16 protein-coding genes are annotated in these 13,509 nt (G+C 36.4%); 10 read left to right on the top strand and 6 right to left on the bottom strand.

Annotation, left to right across the window (positions count from 1 at the left end):
- The first annotated feature begins 78 nt into the window (after window positions 1-78).
- The 5 genes from MT489_RS13865 to MT489_RS13845 all read left to right on the top strand — a co-directional run bounded on the left by MT489_RS13865 (window position 79) and on the right by MT489_RS13845 (window position 4,461).
- Window positions 79-762, top strand: a complete 684-nt coding sequence (locus MT489_RS13865) for a DUF2161 domain-containing phosphodiesterase (RefSeq protein ID WP_244682342.1) — start codon at window positions 79-81, stop codon at window positions 760-762.
- Window positions 763-783: 21 nt separating this feature from the next.
- Window positions 784-1,734: a hypothetical protein gene (locus MT489_RS13860; RefSeq protein ID WP_244682157.1), complete on the top strand. Its 951-nt coding sequence runs from the start codon at window positions 784-786 to the stop codon at window positions 1,732-1,734.
- Between the two features lie 218 nt (window positions 1,735-1,952).
- Window positions 1,953-3,074 carry an MGDG synthase family glycosyltransferase gene (locus MT489_RS13855; RefSeq protein WP_244682156.1) on the top strand — a complete coding sequence of 374 codons (1,122 nt, stop codon included), beginning with the start codon at window positions 1,953-1,955 and terminating at the stop codon, window positions 3,072-3,074.
- Window positions 3,074-3,673: a DedA family protein gene (locus tag MT489_RS13850; protein WP_244682155.1), complete on the top strand. Its 600-nt coding sequence runs from the start codon at window positions 3,074-3,076 to the stop codon at window positions 3,671-3,673. The genes MT489_RS13855 and MT489_RS13850 overlap by 1 nt, the downstream gene beginning before the upstream one ends.
- Window positions 3,670-4,461, top strand: a complete 792-nt coding sequence (locus tag MT489_RS13845) for a patatin-like phospholipase family protein (RefSeq protein ID WP_244682154.1) — start codon at window positions 3,670-3,672, stop codon at window positions 4,459-4,461. Before MT489_RS13850 ends, MT489_RS13845 begins: the two co-directional genes overlap by 4 nt.
- A gap of 458 nt (window positions 4,462-4,919) precedes the next feature.
- On the opposite strand, the gene MT489_RS13840 is transcribed toward MT489_RS13845, so the two are convergent.
- From MT489_RS13840 to MT489_RS13830, 3 genes are all read right to left on the bottom strand, one after another.
- Entirely contained in the window at window positions 4,920-5,147 is a 228-nt protein-coding gene (locus tag MT489_RS13840; RefSeq protein ID WP_244682153.1) for a hypothetical protein, read from the bottom strand.
- A gap of 3 nt (window positions 5,148-5,150) precedes the next feature.
- Window positions 5,151-5,471, bottom strand: coding sequence for a YbjQ family protein (locus MT489_RS13835; RefSeq protein ID WP_244682152.1), 321 nt, complete (start codon window positions 5,469-5,471; stop codon window positions 5,151-5,153).
- Between the two features lie 110 nt (window positions 5,472-5,581).
- A complete protein-coding gene (locus tag MT489_RS13830) occupies window positions 5,582-5,911 on the bottom strand; it encodes a VOC family protein (protein ID WP_280518630.1) in 330 nt (109 codons plus the stop codon).
- 193 nt (window positions 5,912-6,104) lie between these two features.
- Between MT489_RS13830 and MT489_RS13825 the strand changes: the two genes are divergently transcribed.
- From MT489_RS13825 to MT489_RS13810, 4 genes are all read left to right on the top strand, one after another.
- Window positions 6,105-6,608, top strand: a complete 504-nt coding sequence (locus tag MT489_RS13825) for a DinB family protein (RefSeq protein ID WP_244682151.1) — start codon at window positions 6,105-6,107, stop codon at window positions 6,606-6,608.
- 78 nt (window positions 6,609-6,686) lie between these two features.
- Window positions 6,687-7,952 carry a polysaccharide deacetylase family protein gene (locus MT489_RS13820; protein ID WP_244682150.1) on the top strand — a complete coding sequence of 422 codons (1,266 nt, stop codon included), beginning with the start codon at window positions 6,687-6,689 and terminating at the stop codon, window positions 7,950-7,952.
- A 19-nt stretch (window positions 7,953-7,971) separates the two neighbouring features.
- Window positions 7,972-8,481 carry a GNAT family N-acetyltransferase gene (locus MT489_RS13815; protein ID WP_244682149.1) on the top strand — a complete coding sequence of 170 codons (510 nt, stop codon included), beginning with the start codon at window positions 7,972-7,974 and terminating at the stop codon, window positions 8,479-8,481.
- A gap of 102 nt (window positions 8,482-8,583) precedes the next feature.
- Window positions 8,584-9,411 carry an aminoglycoside adenylyltransferase domain-containing protein gene (locus MT489_RS13810; protein WP_244682148.1) on the top strand — a complete coding sequence of 276 codons (828 nt, stop codon included), beginning with the start codon at window positions 8,584-8,586 and terminating at the stop codon, window positions 9,409-9,411.
- Here the strand turns inward: MT489_RS13810 and MT489_RS13805 are convergent.
- The 3 genes from MT489_RS13805 to MT489_RS13795 all read right to left on the bottom strand — a co-directional run bounded on the left by MT489_RS13805 (window position 9,400) and on the right by MT489_RS13795 (window position 11,727).
- Window positions 9,400-10,185 carry an aminoglycoside 6-adenylyltransferase gene (locus tag MT489_RS13805; RefSeq protein ID WP_244682147.1) on the bottom strand — a complete coding sequence of 262 codons (786 nt, stop codon included), beginning with the start codon at window positions 10,183-10,185 and terminating at the stop codon, window positions 9,400-9,402. The genes MT489_RS13810 and MT489_RS13805 overlap by 12 nt on opposite strands.
- A 20-nt stretch (window positions 10,186-10,205) precedes the next feature.
- Window positions 10,206-11,222 (bottom strand): WD40/YVTN/BNR-like repeat-containing protein, encoded by a 1,017-nt coding sequence (locus MT489_RS13800; protein ID WP_244682146.1) that lies wholly within the window; start codon window positions 11,220-11,222, stop codon window positions 10,206-10,208.
- A 340-nt stretch (window positions 11,223-11,562) separates the two neighbouring features.
- Window positions 11,563-11,727: a hypothetical protein gene (locus MT489_RS13795; RefSeq protein WP_244682145.1), complete on the bottom strand. Its 165-nt coding sequence runs from the start codon at window positions 11,725-11,727 to the stop codon at window positions 11,563-11,565.
- Between the two features lie 471 nt (window positions 11,728-12,198).
- Here MT489_RS13795 and MT489_RS13790 point away from each other — a divergent pair, with 471 nt between their 5' ends.
- Window positions 12,199-13,419: an MFS transporter gene (locus MT489_RS13790; protein WP_244682144.1), complete on the top strand. Its 1,221-nt coding sequence runs from the start codon at window positions 12,199-12,201 to the stop codon at window positions 13,417-13,419.
- Window positions 13,420-13,509: the final 90 nt, after the last annotated feature.

The raw sequence follows: 13,509 nt of genomic DNA, 5'->3' as shown, positions 1-13,509 counted from the left end.
TAAATAAAAGTAGGCGAAATAGTGGGAAAAATTTTAGAAGTCGATTTATTTTATCCAATTCAAAATTATTTTAAAATAATGGGATACGAAGTTCACGGAGAGGTACACCATTGCGATGTTGTTGCTTTAAAGGATGATCAGCTAATTATTGTTGAATTAAAGCGATCGTTAAATATCGAACTTCTTATCCAAGCAACAAAAAGGCAACGTCTTACAGATACGGTTTATATTGCAATCCCAAAACCTAATTACAGCTTAAGAACAAAAAAGTGGAAAGATATCTGTTATTTGATTAGACGACTTGAATTAGGACTAATCATCGTGTCATTTCAAAAATCTGGTGCGTATGCAGAGGTTAAAATACAGCCGGATCCTTTCGACCGAAATAAGAGTATGCAGTTAAGTAAGAAAAAAAGAGAAAACCTCATTAAAGAAATTAAAGGAAGACATGGAGAATATAACGTTGGTGGCAGTACTCAGACCAAAATCATGACAGCTTACAAAGAAAATTGCATACATATTGCATGTTGTCTTGAAAAATTTGGTCCACTATCTCCCAAATGCTTGCGCGAATTGGGTACGGGAGACAAGACTCTCTCCATCCTTCATAAAAATTATTTTGACTGGTTTGAAAGAGTGAAAAGGGGAACTTACATCATTAGTGAGAAAGGAAAAAACGAAATAAAGTTATATCCGGAAATCGTGAAGTATTACTACACTACTTTTAAGGATACTGAAACTTCTTTCCCTCCTACCTCGTAAAAAATGTAAGGGGGTGTCTCTATGAGGCAAAACATATATGAACGGCAAATGGAATTAACAAAGAAAAGATCTGAACGAGATCGTATTAAACGTCGATTAGATGGAGCGGAGAGAAGATTATACGAAGCGAAGGAGCTACGAGATCGACTATATCGACAATTAACGAAGGAACAGCAAGACATCGCAAAGCTCGGGAAATTTTCATTTATAAATAAAATTAAGACATGGACCGGAAAATGGGATGAACAGATGGAGAAGGAAATGGCCGAGGTCGCAGAGGCAGAGCTAAAGTATAATGAAGCGGAAAAAACGGTGATGGATCTTAATGCTGAAACGGAGAGCCTGCGTAAGGAAATGCAAAATCCGGATTTCGCATACATTGACGAGGACTGGGCGGATTTTTTAAAAGAAAAAGAAACATGGATTAGACAAAATGATTCGATTGCAAACAATACACTACAGAAAATTGCAGATGAGAGAGTAACTCTTTCTTCGATGCTCCGTGAAATAGGAGAAGCACAGGATGCGGGACATAAAGCAATTCGTGCGCTTAACGCGGCTCTCGACAAGCTTGGTTCCGCAGAAGGAATGTCGATGTGGGATACTTTTCTTGGCGGAGGATTAATCGTATCAGCTATAAAATATTCTCAAATCAATAGCTCAGAGGATTTGATTCATCACGCTGAGAGGGCACTTCGGCAGTTTGAAACTGAGCTCATGGATGTGCAAAATATTGCTGCAGAATCATTAACGATAAATAAAAAGGATTTGATTACTTTTACGGATCTATTTTTTGATAATATCTTTTCTGACTGGATGGTTCATTCTCGAATTTCGGATGCAAAGGGTAAGCTGAAGCAAGTCTTTCACGAAGTACGACACATCCAAGATGGATTGTCTAGAAAACGTGATGAGATTAATCATGAACTGCAAAGATTAGACACCCAACAGCAAGACATCATCATATCATAATAATTTTCTAAACAAACACGTATGAAACAAATCCCCTTGTTCATACGTGTTTTTTATGTGTGTAGGGATTTACATCTAGCTTACGTCTATATAAGTGTCAGACAATCTCCGCCCAATAAAAATCAGTCTCAGGTCTTAGCGAAACATTAGTCTGTGGTGGGGTTCATCTATTAGTAAAATTTCGTATGCTAAAAGGAACAATGAAAGGATGAGCGACATTGAAAAAGATTTTACTTTTTCCACTGTTAAGAATGCCATCAGGACATCATCAAGTTGCCGATACAATCTCAAGCTATATACAAAAAAGAAACCCAACAACTATATGCAAAAAAATAGATTTATTGAGTGCATGGAATCCAGTTGTAGAAAGTGTTGTAACACGTACTTATCTTGAGTGGATTCATTATTTTCCAAAATCATACGCTTGGACGTATCGGCAAATGGCACATAGTTCTGAATCACAGCGATCTTATAAATACTATGAAATTTTATTTATAAAAAAAATGAAACAAATATTATTAGAGGAAAATCCTGATCTTATCATTTGTACACACGGCTTTCCATCTTATATCCTCAGTAAATTAAAAATAAAAAATCCAGATATAGCTCCTGTGATCAATATTTATACAGATTTTTTCATCAATGATGTGTGGGGAAGGGATGGAATCGATTATCACTTTGTTCCTAATCAAAATATGAAAAAAGAGCTCATTCAAAAAAATGGAATCCCGGAAGAACAGATTTATATAACTGGAATTCCGACAGCTGAACAAATTGAAGAGAGTTTCAGGGCGAAAAAAACAAATACACGATACCGAGTTCTTGTTTCAGGGGGAAGTGTCGGTCTTGGCAATATTAAAGAACTAATGAAGCAACAAAAGAATGACTCCAAGGTTGAATATGTCGTTTTGTGTGGGAAAAATCAACATCTATTTCGAAAAATTGAAAAGTTGAATCGTCCAAATATCCATCCGCTCACCTATATCACTTCCAGACAAGAAATGAACCATTTATATAACGAAGTGGATGCCATAGTGACAAAGCCGGGTGGTGTAACGATTAGTGAGGCATTGAAAAAAAGGTTACCGATCTTTATTCATTCCGCACTTCCTGGACAAGAAGAAATTAACTTACAACAATTAAAAGAATTAAAACTAGTATATGAATTAAAACAAAGCCAATCTTTGTCGGAACAAATCATAGATTTCTTCGATCAGTCATCATTTGATCAGTTTCAACATTCGTTAAGATCTTACTTAAAGGAACTTAAGGACAGAAACCCTGACGATATTTCAAATATGATTCATTCCGTAATGGAAGGCAAAAGGATAACGGTCTAATGATTCAACAATTTTTGGAATGGCTTAATACAATTGGATTTCCAGGATTATTTATCGTCATGTTTTTAGAAGGTTCTTCCTTGCCTTTTCCCGGGTTAATCATTGTTCTCTCCTACGGCTATGTGTTATCGCCAGGATATATTCAGACAATATTTTTGGCAATGGGAATGGCTATCTCTTACAGTCTATCAAGCTTAATTCCGTACTTTTTGGGACAAAAGTTAGAGAATTATTTTCCGGTGCGATTTAAAAAAGGGTTAGAAAAGGGGACCGCGTTTTTTACACGTTATGGAATATGGAGCATAGCCTTATCACGTCCTTTTGGAATCGGAAATTATATTTCCTACGTAGCTGGTATGAGCAAAGTGAATGTATTGAAATACTTAATTTTAACATTTATCGGAATCTATCCTTGGTCTTATGTCATGGTATTGCTAGGTGATTATTTTAATGGAAATTATGAGGAGTTTAAGAGTTATTTCAGCTCTTTTGGTATATACGGCTATGGTATTGCTGCCATTGCGATAATAACGATATTTACACTATATAAATTAAAATTGAAAAAAAGAATATTACCAGAGGGAGGTCACAGTAATTGAGACGAACAGGACTTTCATTGGGGGGTGGCTCTCTTAGAGGTGTTGCCCATATAGGGGTATTAAAAGAATTGATGAACCAACATATAGAAATTACACATATAGCGGGTACGAGTGCAGGTGCAGTAGTTGGAGGGCTTTTTGCAAGCGGGATGCATCCAGATCAGATGAAAAGTGTTCTTCACGATTTATCGATTCGTCGGCATATAGACATTGGATTTAATCGCAAAGGCTGGATTAAAGGCGATCGTATTTATGAAACTCTATTAAAGTTAACGGAAGGCAAGCATTTTTCTGACTTAGACATCCCTTTTGCTGTTATTTGTGTTGACTTAGTATCTGGGGAAATGATGGTCATTGATTCAGGTGAAGTGGCGATCGCAATCCGTGCTAGCATTGCCATCCCTGGAGTATTCTCACCTGTTGAAATGGGAAATAAAATTCTTGTCGATGGATACATTTTGAATAACAATCCTGCAGATATAGTTCGGAAAATGGGCGCGGAAAAAGTAACGTCCGTTAAGGTACAAAGTTCTCACGTTCATCAGCCTACCAATCTATTTTCAATGTTAAATAGATATATAGATATTGCAAGTGATCAAAACACCGATCGCTGCCTCGAGGAACATGCCGATGTATTGATTGATATCGATTTACAGGACATTGGTCGATTTGAAACAAAATCTTTATCGAAAGTCATTGAGTTAGGTCAGCTCGAAGCGCAAAAGGTTCTTTTCAAAAGGCAAAGCAAGGTCATTTATATGGATCAGTGGATACAACAGGTACATTAGGATATTGAAATGGATTGAATGGAAAAATATATATTGAAGAATATTCCTACACTAAAAAAAGAAAGCCAGTTATGATAGCAGGCTTTCTTAGCTCTTATTGATAATTTTAAATTGATAAAATCCAGTCAGAAATGTCACTAATAACTTGTTTATCTACACGTTGTGCAACCTTATACTCTTTTTTCGCTTTTAGTATCTTTCCGTAAATAGAAGGCATGAACAAATGATTCAGGTTTGGATATAGTTTAAATGTTACATTTGGCTTTTCTCCTAATAAACTTTGTAACCATTAAAATCTTTTTCTATCGAAACTTGGAAATCCTTTTCACCTTGCAAAATCAATACTGGCTTTTCCAATGTATTGAGGTAATTGCTAGGTGGATGTTCGCCCATTTCTTTAAGATAGTAGGCTCTAACACAATTTTTTCATTAGTCATTGTGTTTGCCTTCTTTGCGGGTTAATCTTCTTCCTTATAAAAGCGCTCTCCAGTATCTGGATTAAAATAAACGACCAACCTTTTTTGGGTTGTCGGATCAATGGACACTTCTTTAGTACGGACGAAGCCGTCAGGCACCTTTTGACCATGTTTTGTTTTAAAACGGCGATCCCAAATGAACCAAGAACCAATAATTAAGATGATTACAATTATAATTTGCAAACCATAAAATCCAAGAAACCACTTCATTTTTTATTCCTCTTCTACAAGTACTGCGGTTCCATATGCAACGATTTCACTCATGTTTTGACCAATTTCTCCAGAATCGAAGCGCATCATGATAATGGCATTAGCACCCATTACTTTTGCATTCGCAACCATGCGATCCATTGCCTGTTTCCGTGCATCTTCCAACATTTCTGTGTATTGATTAATTTCTCCACCAATTAACCCTTTTAACGATGCAACAATATCTTTTCCAATTCCGCGTGCCCTTACGGTTAATCCAAAAACAGGACCTTTTACTTCTTTGATTTTGTAATTAGCAATATTTTCTGTAGTAACGATAATCATGATGCGGTCAACTCCTTAATAGGTAATTTATCCTTATTTTACCTGAATGTTAATGGATAGTCATTATAGTATTTTGCAGGAAAATTAATTATTTCTCCTATGCCACCCAATCAAATTAATCGCATTTCCATCTGGATCATAACATCAAAGTCAATATGATCATTCATCTCTGAGGACCATTTATTAACCTTCCCTACTTTATATCCCTGACTTCTAAGATAATCATAAATGTTTAACACTTCGTTGCAAAATAAATTAAATGCTGTTTGCTTTAAAATATGTAAATCATCCTTCGTTTCGATTAATGTTAATCCAGGAGAATTTTCACCAATAATATAATTGGCACCTTTACCGTTTTCCCATTGTTCAACATCACGAAGCTTAAGGCCAAGTACTTCAGAATAGAATGGCATTGATTCTTCTAAGTTACTCACTCTCAAAAAAACAGCCCCCAAAAACTTTACCGTCATAAATAGCACCTCATATTGATTAAATTCTAGTATCCTTCTCTAAAACTGATAAAAATTCCTTCTTATGGTCTTAAATAATGATTTCTAGAATGGAGAATAATTATAGAAGGAAATTGTTCATCTTTAGCGAATTTATTGTCTATAAAAACCTTGGAGGCGAAATATGTATACAACAATTGAAGACTTTTTGGTAGATTGGGGACACGAAAGCGGATCGACACAAAAAATCTTGGATGTGTTAACGGATGAATCACTTTCTCAAGAGGTATCTCCACAAGATCGAACTCTTGGACGGATTGCTTGGCACATCGTCACAACTCTAGATGAGATGATAGGGCGAACTGGCCTAAAGTTTAAAGCAGCATTACATGATTCAAAAGTCCCGCAATCTGCACGTGAAATCACTGAAGCTTACAAAAATTCGAGTGATGCTATGGTTACAGCGATACGGGAACAATGGACGGATGATTCACTAAAAGAAGAGAAGGATATGTATGGGGAAATGTGGTCAATTTCAACCACACTTAAAGTGCTTATTACACACCAAGCCCACCACCGTGGCCAAATGACGGTGCTTATGCGACAAGCTGGGTTAGTCGTTCCAGGTGTATATGGTCCTGCGAGAGAAGAATGGGCGGCATTTGGTGGACAAGCGCCTGAAGTATAAATTTTACTGGAGCCTATTTTGAGTAGGCTCTTCATTGTTATAATCAGGTAAAATCTATCTTAGTGAGGAGCAGATTAAATGCGTGCACCAGTGCTGATGCTAATTTTAATATTTTTGATAACTTTATCAGGTTGCTCTACAAAAAAATCTTTGCCAATCGAAGAATTGCCATCAAATGATAATGAATTACACCCAAAGGAAGTTTCTCCTTCCTCCTTTGAGATAGAACAAATCATGAAATTAGCAAGTAAAGGCATGGTGATAGATTCTCCATTCAATGTTTTTGAAAGTTCGATACAGCAGGTGAAATCTAGTTGGGGAGAACCTGAGCAAATAGACGAGGTGGCTGGTGGTTCTTATGCTACTTATAAAGAAAGAAATACCGTTTTTGGGTTCAATCCAGAGGGAGAGATCTATGACTTGCGTTCCTATAATGAGAATTTACGAGAATTAACGATGGAAAAGGTTGAACATGAACTTGGGCAGCCAAAAGACATGAGGAAAAATAATCAAGAAAGTATTTATGTTTACGAGTTGCAAAATAACACCGAGTTGAAATTTATTATTTCCAGTAATACAAAGCGTGTTGATCATATTTCTATTTACAATCCCGCTAGAATAAAAACTCAGCAATACGTTCTCGATATAAAAGGAAATTCAAATCAATTAACCGATAAAGCTTGGAGAAGCATGCAAAATTGGAGAGTGCAAATAAAGAAGTTTACAACTGAACATAACAATGTTTATTTAAATGGTCCAAATAAGAAGATGGTTGCTTTGACCTTTGATGATGGACCTGATGAAACGATAACTCCGGCCATTATAGATGTGTTGAATGATTACAACGTAAAAGGGAATTTTTTCTTTTTAGGAAGTAATGTGAAGCTACATCCTGAGGTAGTAAAGAAAGCTTATGAAAGTGGACATTTAGTTTTAAGTCATAGTTTTAATCATGTAGAACTCACGAGGTTAGGAAAAGGTGAAGTTGAGAAGGAAATTAAGGGTGCTGGCGAGGAGATTCAATCTGTTATTGGAAAAATGCCAGCCATTTTGCGAACTCCATATGGAGATACAAATGATCAAGTTGTCAATGTTTCAAAAGAACAGGGATATTCCATTGTTCTTTGGTCTATCGATACGCTTGACTGGTCTCAAAAAGACGCAACTAACATTGTCAAAAACGTAGTGGGCAATGTTCGCAATGGTGATATCATCTTAATGCACTCCGACTCGGACAAAATGGAAACAGAAAAAGCGCTGCCTTTAATAATTGAAGCTTTAGAGAAGATGAACTACGAAATTGTGGATTTAGAAACTTTATTAAATATAAAAGCGTATCAATAGAAAATGGGGTGTGGGATAAATGGATCTCTTGAAAATAAGAAATTTACTAAGCGAGGACTGTGAGATTATTTCAAAAGCATTTGCAGAACAAGGTTGGAACAAACCCGTTTTCCAATATGAGAGGTATTTGTCCGAGCAAAAAGAAGGGGTTAGGAAAATTCTGGTTGCTGAGTATGATAATCAATTTTCAGGATATTTAACAATCAAGTGGGAATCTGACTATGCATCTTTTGGCTCAAAAGGTATTCCGGAAATAGTAGATTTAAATGTATTAATAAAGTATCGAAAAAAAGGTGTAGCCACCTCACTTATGGATGAAGCGGAAAGAATCGTAAGTGAAAAATACGATTCTATAGGAATAGGATTCGGACTTACTAGTGATTATGGAGCCGCTCAAAGAATCTACGTGAAAAGGGGATATATTCCGGACGGCCTAGGAGTGTCTCAAAATGGCAAGTTCCTGACATATGGCGATAAGATTACGGTTGATGATGATTTAGTATTATATTTAACGAAAACATTCAACTAGATAATAAATCGAAACTGAATGATAAATTAATCAAATGTTTGATTAATCAAAAAGACAGATTCTCATTTCCCACTATATATGTTTTGAAAAGGAGAATTGCACATGAACCGTCCTCAAGCTTGGTCAAATTGTGATGAGGATATAAAATCATTTATCACTACTCTGACAGAAAAAATAAAAAATGAGATAGGTAATAATTTGGTGGGTATTTATCTTCATGGTTCATTGGCAATGGGGAGCTACTACAGGCCAAAAAGCGATATTGATATTATTGTAGTCGTTGATCATAGACTAGAAAATGAAACGGCTCGATGTGTCGGAATTGCTATTGCTTTGCAATCTAAAAAAAGGCCAACAATTGGTGATATCGAATTAAGTATCATTACAAAAGAGGTTGCAAAACAAGTTCCAGTTCCAACTCCGTATGAACTTCATTTCGGCACCGAGTGGACTGAAAAGATATTAAATAATGAGGTCGATTATAGTAAAGAACTTACCGACTCTGATCTACCTTCACATTTGACGTATGTTTTACAGCGCGGAATTTGTTTGTACGGGCAACCAATTCAAGACGTTTTTGGTGAATATCCTTGGCAATCATTTATCGACTCAGTCATGTATGATCTTGAATGGATTCTTGATGAAGAAAATATTTTAGAATCACCGTATTACAGCATTTTAAATATTTCTCGTGTATTTCAACTGGTTACCGAAAATATCCAAAAAGTGCATAGTAAAGATGAAGGCGGTGAGTGGGGATTATTGCATTTACCTAAAAAATTTCACCCGCTTATTCAACAAGCACTTGATGTGTACCGCTCTCCAAAAATAGTGAGCGAAGAAGAAAGAAAAACAGGCGGCAGGGAATGGAATTCATCCAAGCTGCTCGCCTTTAGAGACTATGCTCGAGAAAAATTATTAACCCTCTAGCATTTCGTTTAATAATAGCCGAATTATTTTTTTATCCTCATTACCTAAATGGCCAACCACATCAAAATAAAGATCCATCACTTCATAAAGAACCTTTTTGATGCTTTCTTCATTCATTTTTACATCATAGGTTCTTTTAAGTTTTGATATATATGGGCTATCTAGGTGGTCGATTGATTTATCAAAATCATAGTTGATGCCATTTTGTATGCAAAAGAAACGAATGATGTGGTCACGGATGAAATCAATGTCTTTTAATGCTTTAATGTATTGCTGGCGTTTTAAAGCTACTGTTGCACTTCTGAAAAATTGCCAAATAAAGCTTAAAGAATCTTTCTTGGTGTCATCAATTTTTGGACAACTATTTGCTTTTAAAGATTCCTCAAGAGTGACTTGGATCTCATTGTTTTCACGGTCAAAAATAATCTCCCAATGTGGCTTCGTGGCCCTAAGCTTCGACTTCGACCATACTCCCAAATCTAGCTCCAAGAAATGATCAAGTAAGAAACAAGATACGAAAATATCTTCTTCGTGACGATATACCTTTTCCTTTAAAACGGTAAAGTGATGTTGGATATATTCACAAAGCTGATGGTGGATTTGGACTACATCCCGACTCATTTTTACCACGATAATGAGGTCAAGGTCAGAAAATTCATCTCTAAAACCATTTGCTCCAGAACCTACTAGCAACAAACCCTGAACCCCATTTATCGTTTTAGAAAAACTTGTAATCTTATTTAAAAGTTCAATTCGATCTTCAATTTGATACATAATAATCCCCTATTATAGATTCAAACTGCAACAAACCAGCGAACTCGTTCCTTTATTAATGATTTAGGCCAGTCCTTCAATAACGGCTTCCAGCTCTTTCCCGCATCAATTGATTGAAAGATTCCAAGGTTATTAACTGCATAAAATATTCCCGGTTCCGATTCGTGTGAAATAAGAGAAAAGATAGAAGAGCCTTCTCGTTCAGGTAATCCGTCAGTAACAACTTCCCACGCTTTTCCGTTTTTACGGCGTACAATGACCGTGCTTGCACGTTGTGGATCATAAGCCGAGTATGCCCCGTGTGCAGCGGAGGCTACCATAGTATCAGGGTTGGCTGGATCAACAGCTATATCAACAAGATAAGTATCTGAACCGAGTCCATCATTAAATGTTGCCCAAGTCTCACCACCATCCAGGGATTCCGCAAAACCACCACCGGCTGCTTCGTAAATACGCCCTTTTGCAAGTCGGTTCATTGTCAATGTATGACAGTCATATTGAGAACCTGGTTTTCGGTCCTCCCAATATATCCCTTTATCTTCACTTTTCATGACGCCGCCAAGTTCAATCCCGACATAAATCTTTTGCTCATCATGAAGATCTGGTTGAATCCAGCGGACATGATGAGTATGTGGGCGAGGAGGGAAGCGCCAAGTGGGTTTTGACGGTAAATCAAGGAGTTTTGGAAAATGAATCCATGTTTTTCCGCCATCTTCTGAACGAAAAAGTTCACTCGGCTCTGTGCCTGCCCACACGACGCTATATCCATTAATAACTTCAGTTGGGCTAACTGCAACACTTAAAACACGATCGTGAAAGATCCCTTTTCCGGCCGGTTCCCATGTCAAACCACCGTCATCGCTAATCCAAAGACCATCATTGAAAGTCCCTGCATAAAGCCTTTCCCGTCGAGTGGGATCTACTGCTAAGCAGTAAAATTCGTGAGCTGTCCTCATTTCAATGAGACCCCAAACTGAGTCAGTTTTTTGCACCTTAAAGACTGAACTTCTAGCAACAAAATATAATGCAGATACCATATCATCATCTCCATAATATTTTTTCTTCTAATCGACTTTCCAGGTCCTTGCTTTTTCAAACTCTTCTATTTGTAAAATTGTTTTGCGTCCCCCGACTTGGTGGCTCATCTTCAAAAACTCAACCTCAGAAAAGAGGTCAAATAACTGATCCAGTGGCTTTTCGTGGTAAATTCCATGAAAAAATAGTCCTGGTTAATAAATTTTTTGCTAAAGTTGTAATGAATTATAGTCGGAGTGGAAATTCTAGTATTATATGAAATCAAATGAAGTTATTTTAATCCCTGCTTTCATAACGTCTTTTCACAGTGTATTACTTTAATTTCGTTAGAATGGGGGACCTTTAAACGGTTTTCATGTTATTTTCAAACGTGATTAAATATGCTACATTAAAAAAGCCGCCTTTAAGTTCTTTAATGGACATTATTTTTGACTCGTGTCCGAATGTTGCCACTGTTACATGATTTATTTCTTCATATGAAAGCTTTGTTTTTGTAATACTACACACTGATTCAGCCCTTATCAAAAAAGTGGTTATTATGTTTCTTCGCCAAACTTTAAAATCCTCCTGCATAAAAAAAATATTGTTATACGAAAAATAAGTGAAACATTTTTTAATGAAAAACGTCTATAAATAAAGGTTATTCTCGGTAGTGTTAGTTGTATTTGTAAAAGCTCAAAACCCGGAATTTACACCGCATAAAGGTGTTTAGAGGTTCTTATTATGTTTGAGAAAAAAGCCTAGATAAAGGCTATTTACGTAAAGTTTGTTGTGTTGTAAAAGCCCAAAATCCGGCTTTCACCCCCTGTAAGGGAGTTTATTTGTTCTTAAGTTTGGCCACTCTTTTCTCAGTAGCATAATTAATGATGAGGTGTCCTAATACAATTCTTATTATTAAAATGGGGTCATATTGCAACAATATTTGAGAAAAGAGCCTAGATAAAAATAAGTTTCATATGAAATTGGAAAGAGGTATATATGTCAGAGTTATTAAAAAATCGTTTTGTCCGTGTTATTTTCCTATCAGCATTGTTTTTGCAAGTTGGAATTTGGGTGCGAAATTTTGCCGTCCTTTTATTTGTAATGGAAAAAACGAATGGAGATGCTTTCGCTGTTTCGATGATTTCGGTTGCTGAGTTTGCCCCAATCTTTATTTTTTCTTTCATTGGAGGAACATTCGCTGACAGATGGAAACCGAAGCTCACAATGATTTGGTGTGATATTTTAAGTGCCATTTCTGTCTTTGCTGTATTAATTACTTTAGTCATTGGCTCATGGAAGATTATCTTTTTTGCTACATTAATTTCGGCAATTTTATCACAATTTTCCCAGCCATCTGGTATGAAATTGTTTAAAATGCATTTGAAACCAGAATTAATTCAATCAGCGATGTCTATTTACCAAACAATTTTTGCCATTTTCATGGTACTAGGCCCAGTCGTTGGTACATTTGTATTTCAACAATTCGGTATAGATGTGTCGATTGCGATTACAGGCGTGTCATTCCTACTCTCAGCGGTTATGCTTTTATTCATACCAGCTGACCATGCAATAGAAAAAGAAAAAACGTCAACAAGTGTTCTCGAGGAAATGAAAGCTGGGGTTAGATATGTTCTTGAGAAGAAGGAATTAAAACTGCTGGGACTTTGCTTTATGGCAGCAGGTCTCGCTATTGGATTAATTCAGCCACTTACCATCTTTCTAGTAACAGAAAGATTAGAATTGGCAAAAGAAAATTTACAATGGTTATTAATGGCAAATGGAATAGGGATGATCCTTGGAGGAGCTCTTTCTGTTATGTTTACGAGAAAAGTTGCACCTCAAAGGCTTCTGGTTATTGGGATGATGGCGAATGCCATAGGAATGAGCGTAGTCGGATTTTCTACTTCACTTCCAATTACATTGGGAGCAGAGTTTTTTACCGGATTATTTTTCCCTTGCATTCAAATCGGGATCAATACGATGATTCTTCAAAGTACAAAAGCGGAATTCATAGGCAGGGTAAATGGTACATTAAGTCCGTTATTCTCTGGGGCAATGGTTCTGACAATGAGCTTATCGGGTATTCTAAAACATATGACATCCATTGTACTCATATTTGAATTGTCAGCAATTCTTTTTGTGATTGGAATATTAGTCATTATGCCAATCTTTAATATGAAAATCCAGCCTCAAACGGAAGAGGCGTCGAACGTTTGATTAGGTGCTTGTTCTGCGTAGAAGTCATTCCAGTCTACATGGAGTGACTTTTTTGTGTTAAAATTTTTGATAAAGTAAAGGGGATTCTAG

The organism is Lederbergia wuyishanensis (assembly GCF_022900255.1).
Lineage (GTDB): Bacteria > Bacillota > Bacilli > Bacillales > Bacillaceae_C > Lederbergia > Lederbergia wuyishanensis.
Note: the sequence above shows the minus strand (reverse complement) of the source record. Positions and strands in the feature narration are given on the sequence as shown.

Bases quoted from the DNA above. Each gene is read 5' to 3' on its own strand.
- MT489_RS13865 (WP_244682342.1), top strand. From the start codon at position 79: ATGGGATACGAAGTTCACGGAGAGGTACACCATTGCGATGTTGTTGCT.
- MT489_RS13860 (WP_244682157.1), top strand. From the start codon at position 784: ATGAGGCAAAACATATATGAACGGCAAATGGAATTAACAAAGAAAAGA.
- MT489_RS13850 (WP_244682155.1), top strand. From the start codon at position 3,074: ATGATTCAACAATTTTTGGAATGGCTTAATACAATTGGATTTCCAGGA.
- MT489_RS13840 (WP_244682153.1), bottom strand. From the start codon at position 5,147: ATGAAGTGGTTTCTTGGATTTTATGGTTTGCAAATTATAATTGTAATC.
- MT489_RS13835 (WP_244682152.1), bottom strand. From the start codon at position 5,471: ATGATTATCGTTACTACAGAAAATATTGCTAATTACAAAATCAAAGAA.
- MT489_RS13825 (WP_244682151.1), top strand. From the start codon at position 6,105: ATGTATACAACAATTGAAGACTTTTTGGTAGATTGGGGACACGAAAGC.
- MT489_RS13820 (WP_244682150.1), top strand. From the start codon at position 6,687: ATGCGTGCACCAGTGCTGATGCTAATTTTAATATTTTTGATAACTTTA.
- MT489_RS13815 (WP_244682149.1), top strand. From the start codon at position 7,972: ATGGATCTCTTGAAAATAAGAAATTTACTAAGCGAGGACTGTGAGATT.
- MT489_RS13810 (WP_244682148.1), top strand. From the start codon at position 8,584: ATGAACCGTCCTCAAGCTTGGTCAAATTGTGATGAGGATATAAAATCA.
- MT489_RS13805 (WP_244682147.1), bottom strand. From the start codon at position 10,185: ATGTATCAAATTGAAGATCGAATTGAACTTTTAAATAAGATTACAAGT.
- MT489_RS13800 (WP_244682146.1), bottom strand. From the start codon at position 11,222: ATGGTATCTGCATTATATTTTGTTGCTAGAAGTTCAGTCTTTAAGGTG.
- MT489_RS13790 (WP_244682144.1), top strand. From the start codon at position 12,199: ATGTCAGAGTTATTAAAAAATCGTTTTGTCCGTGTTATTTTCCTATCA.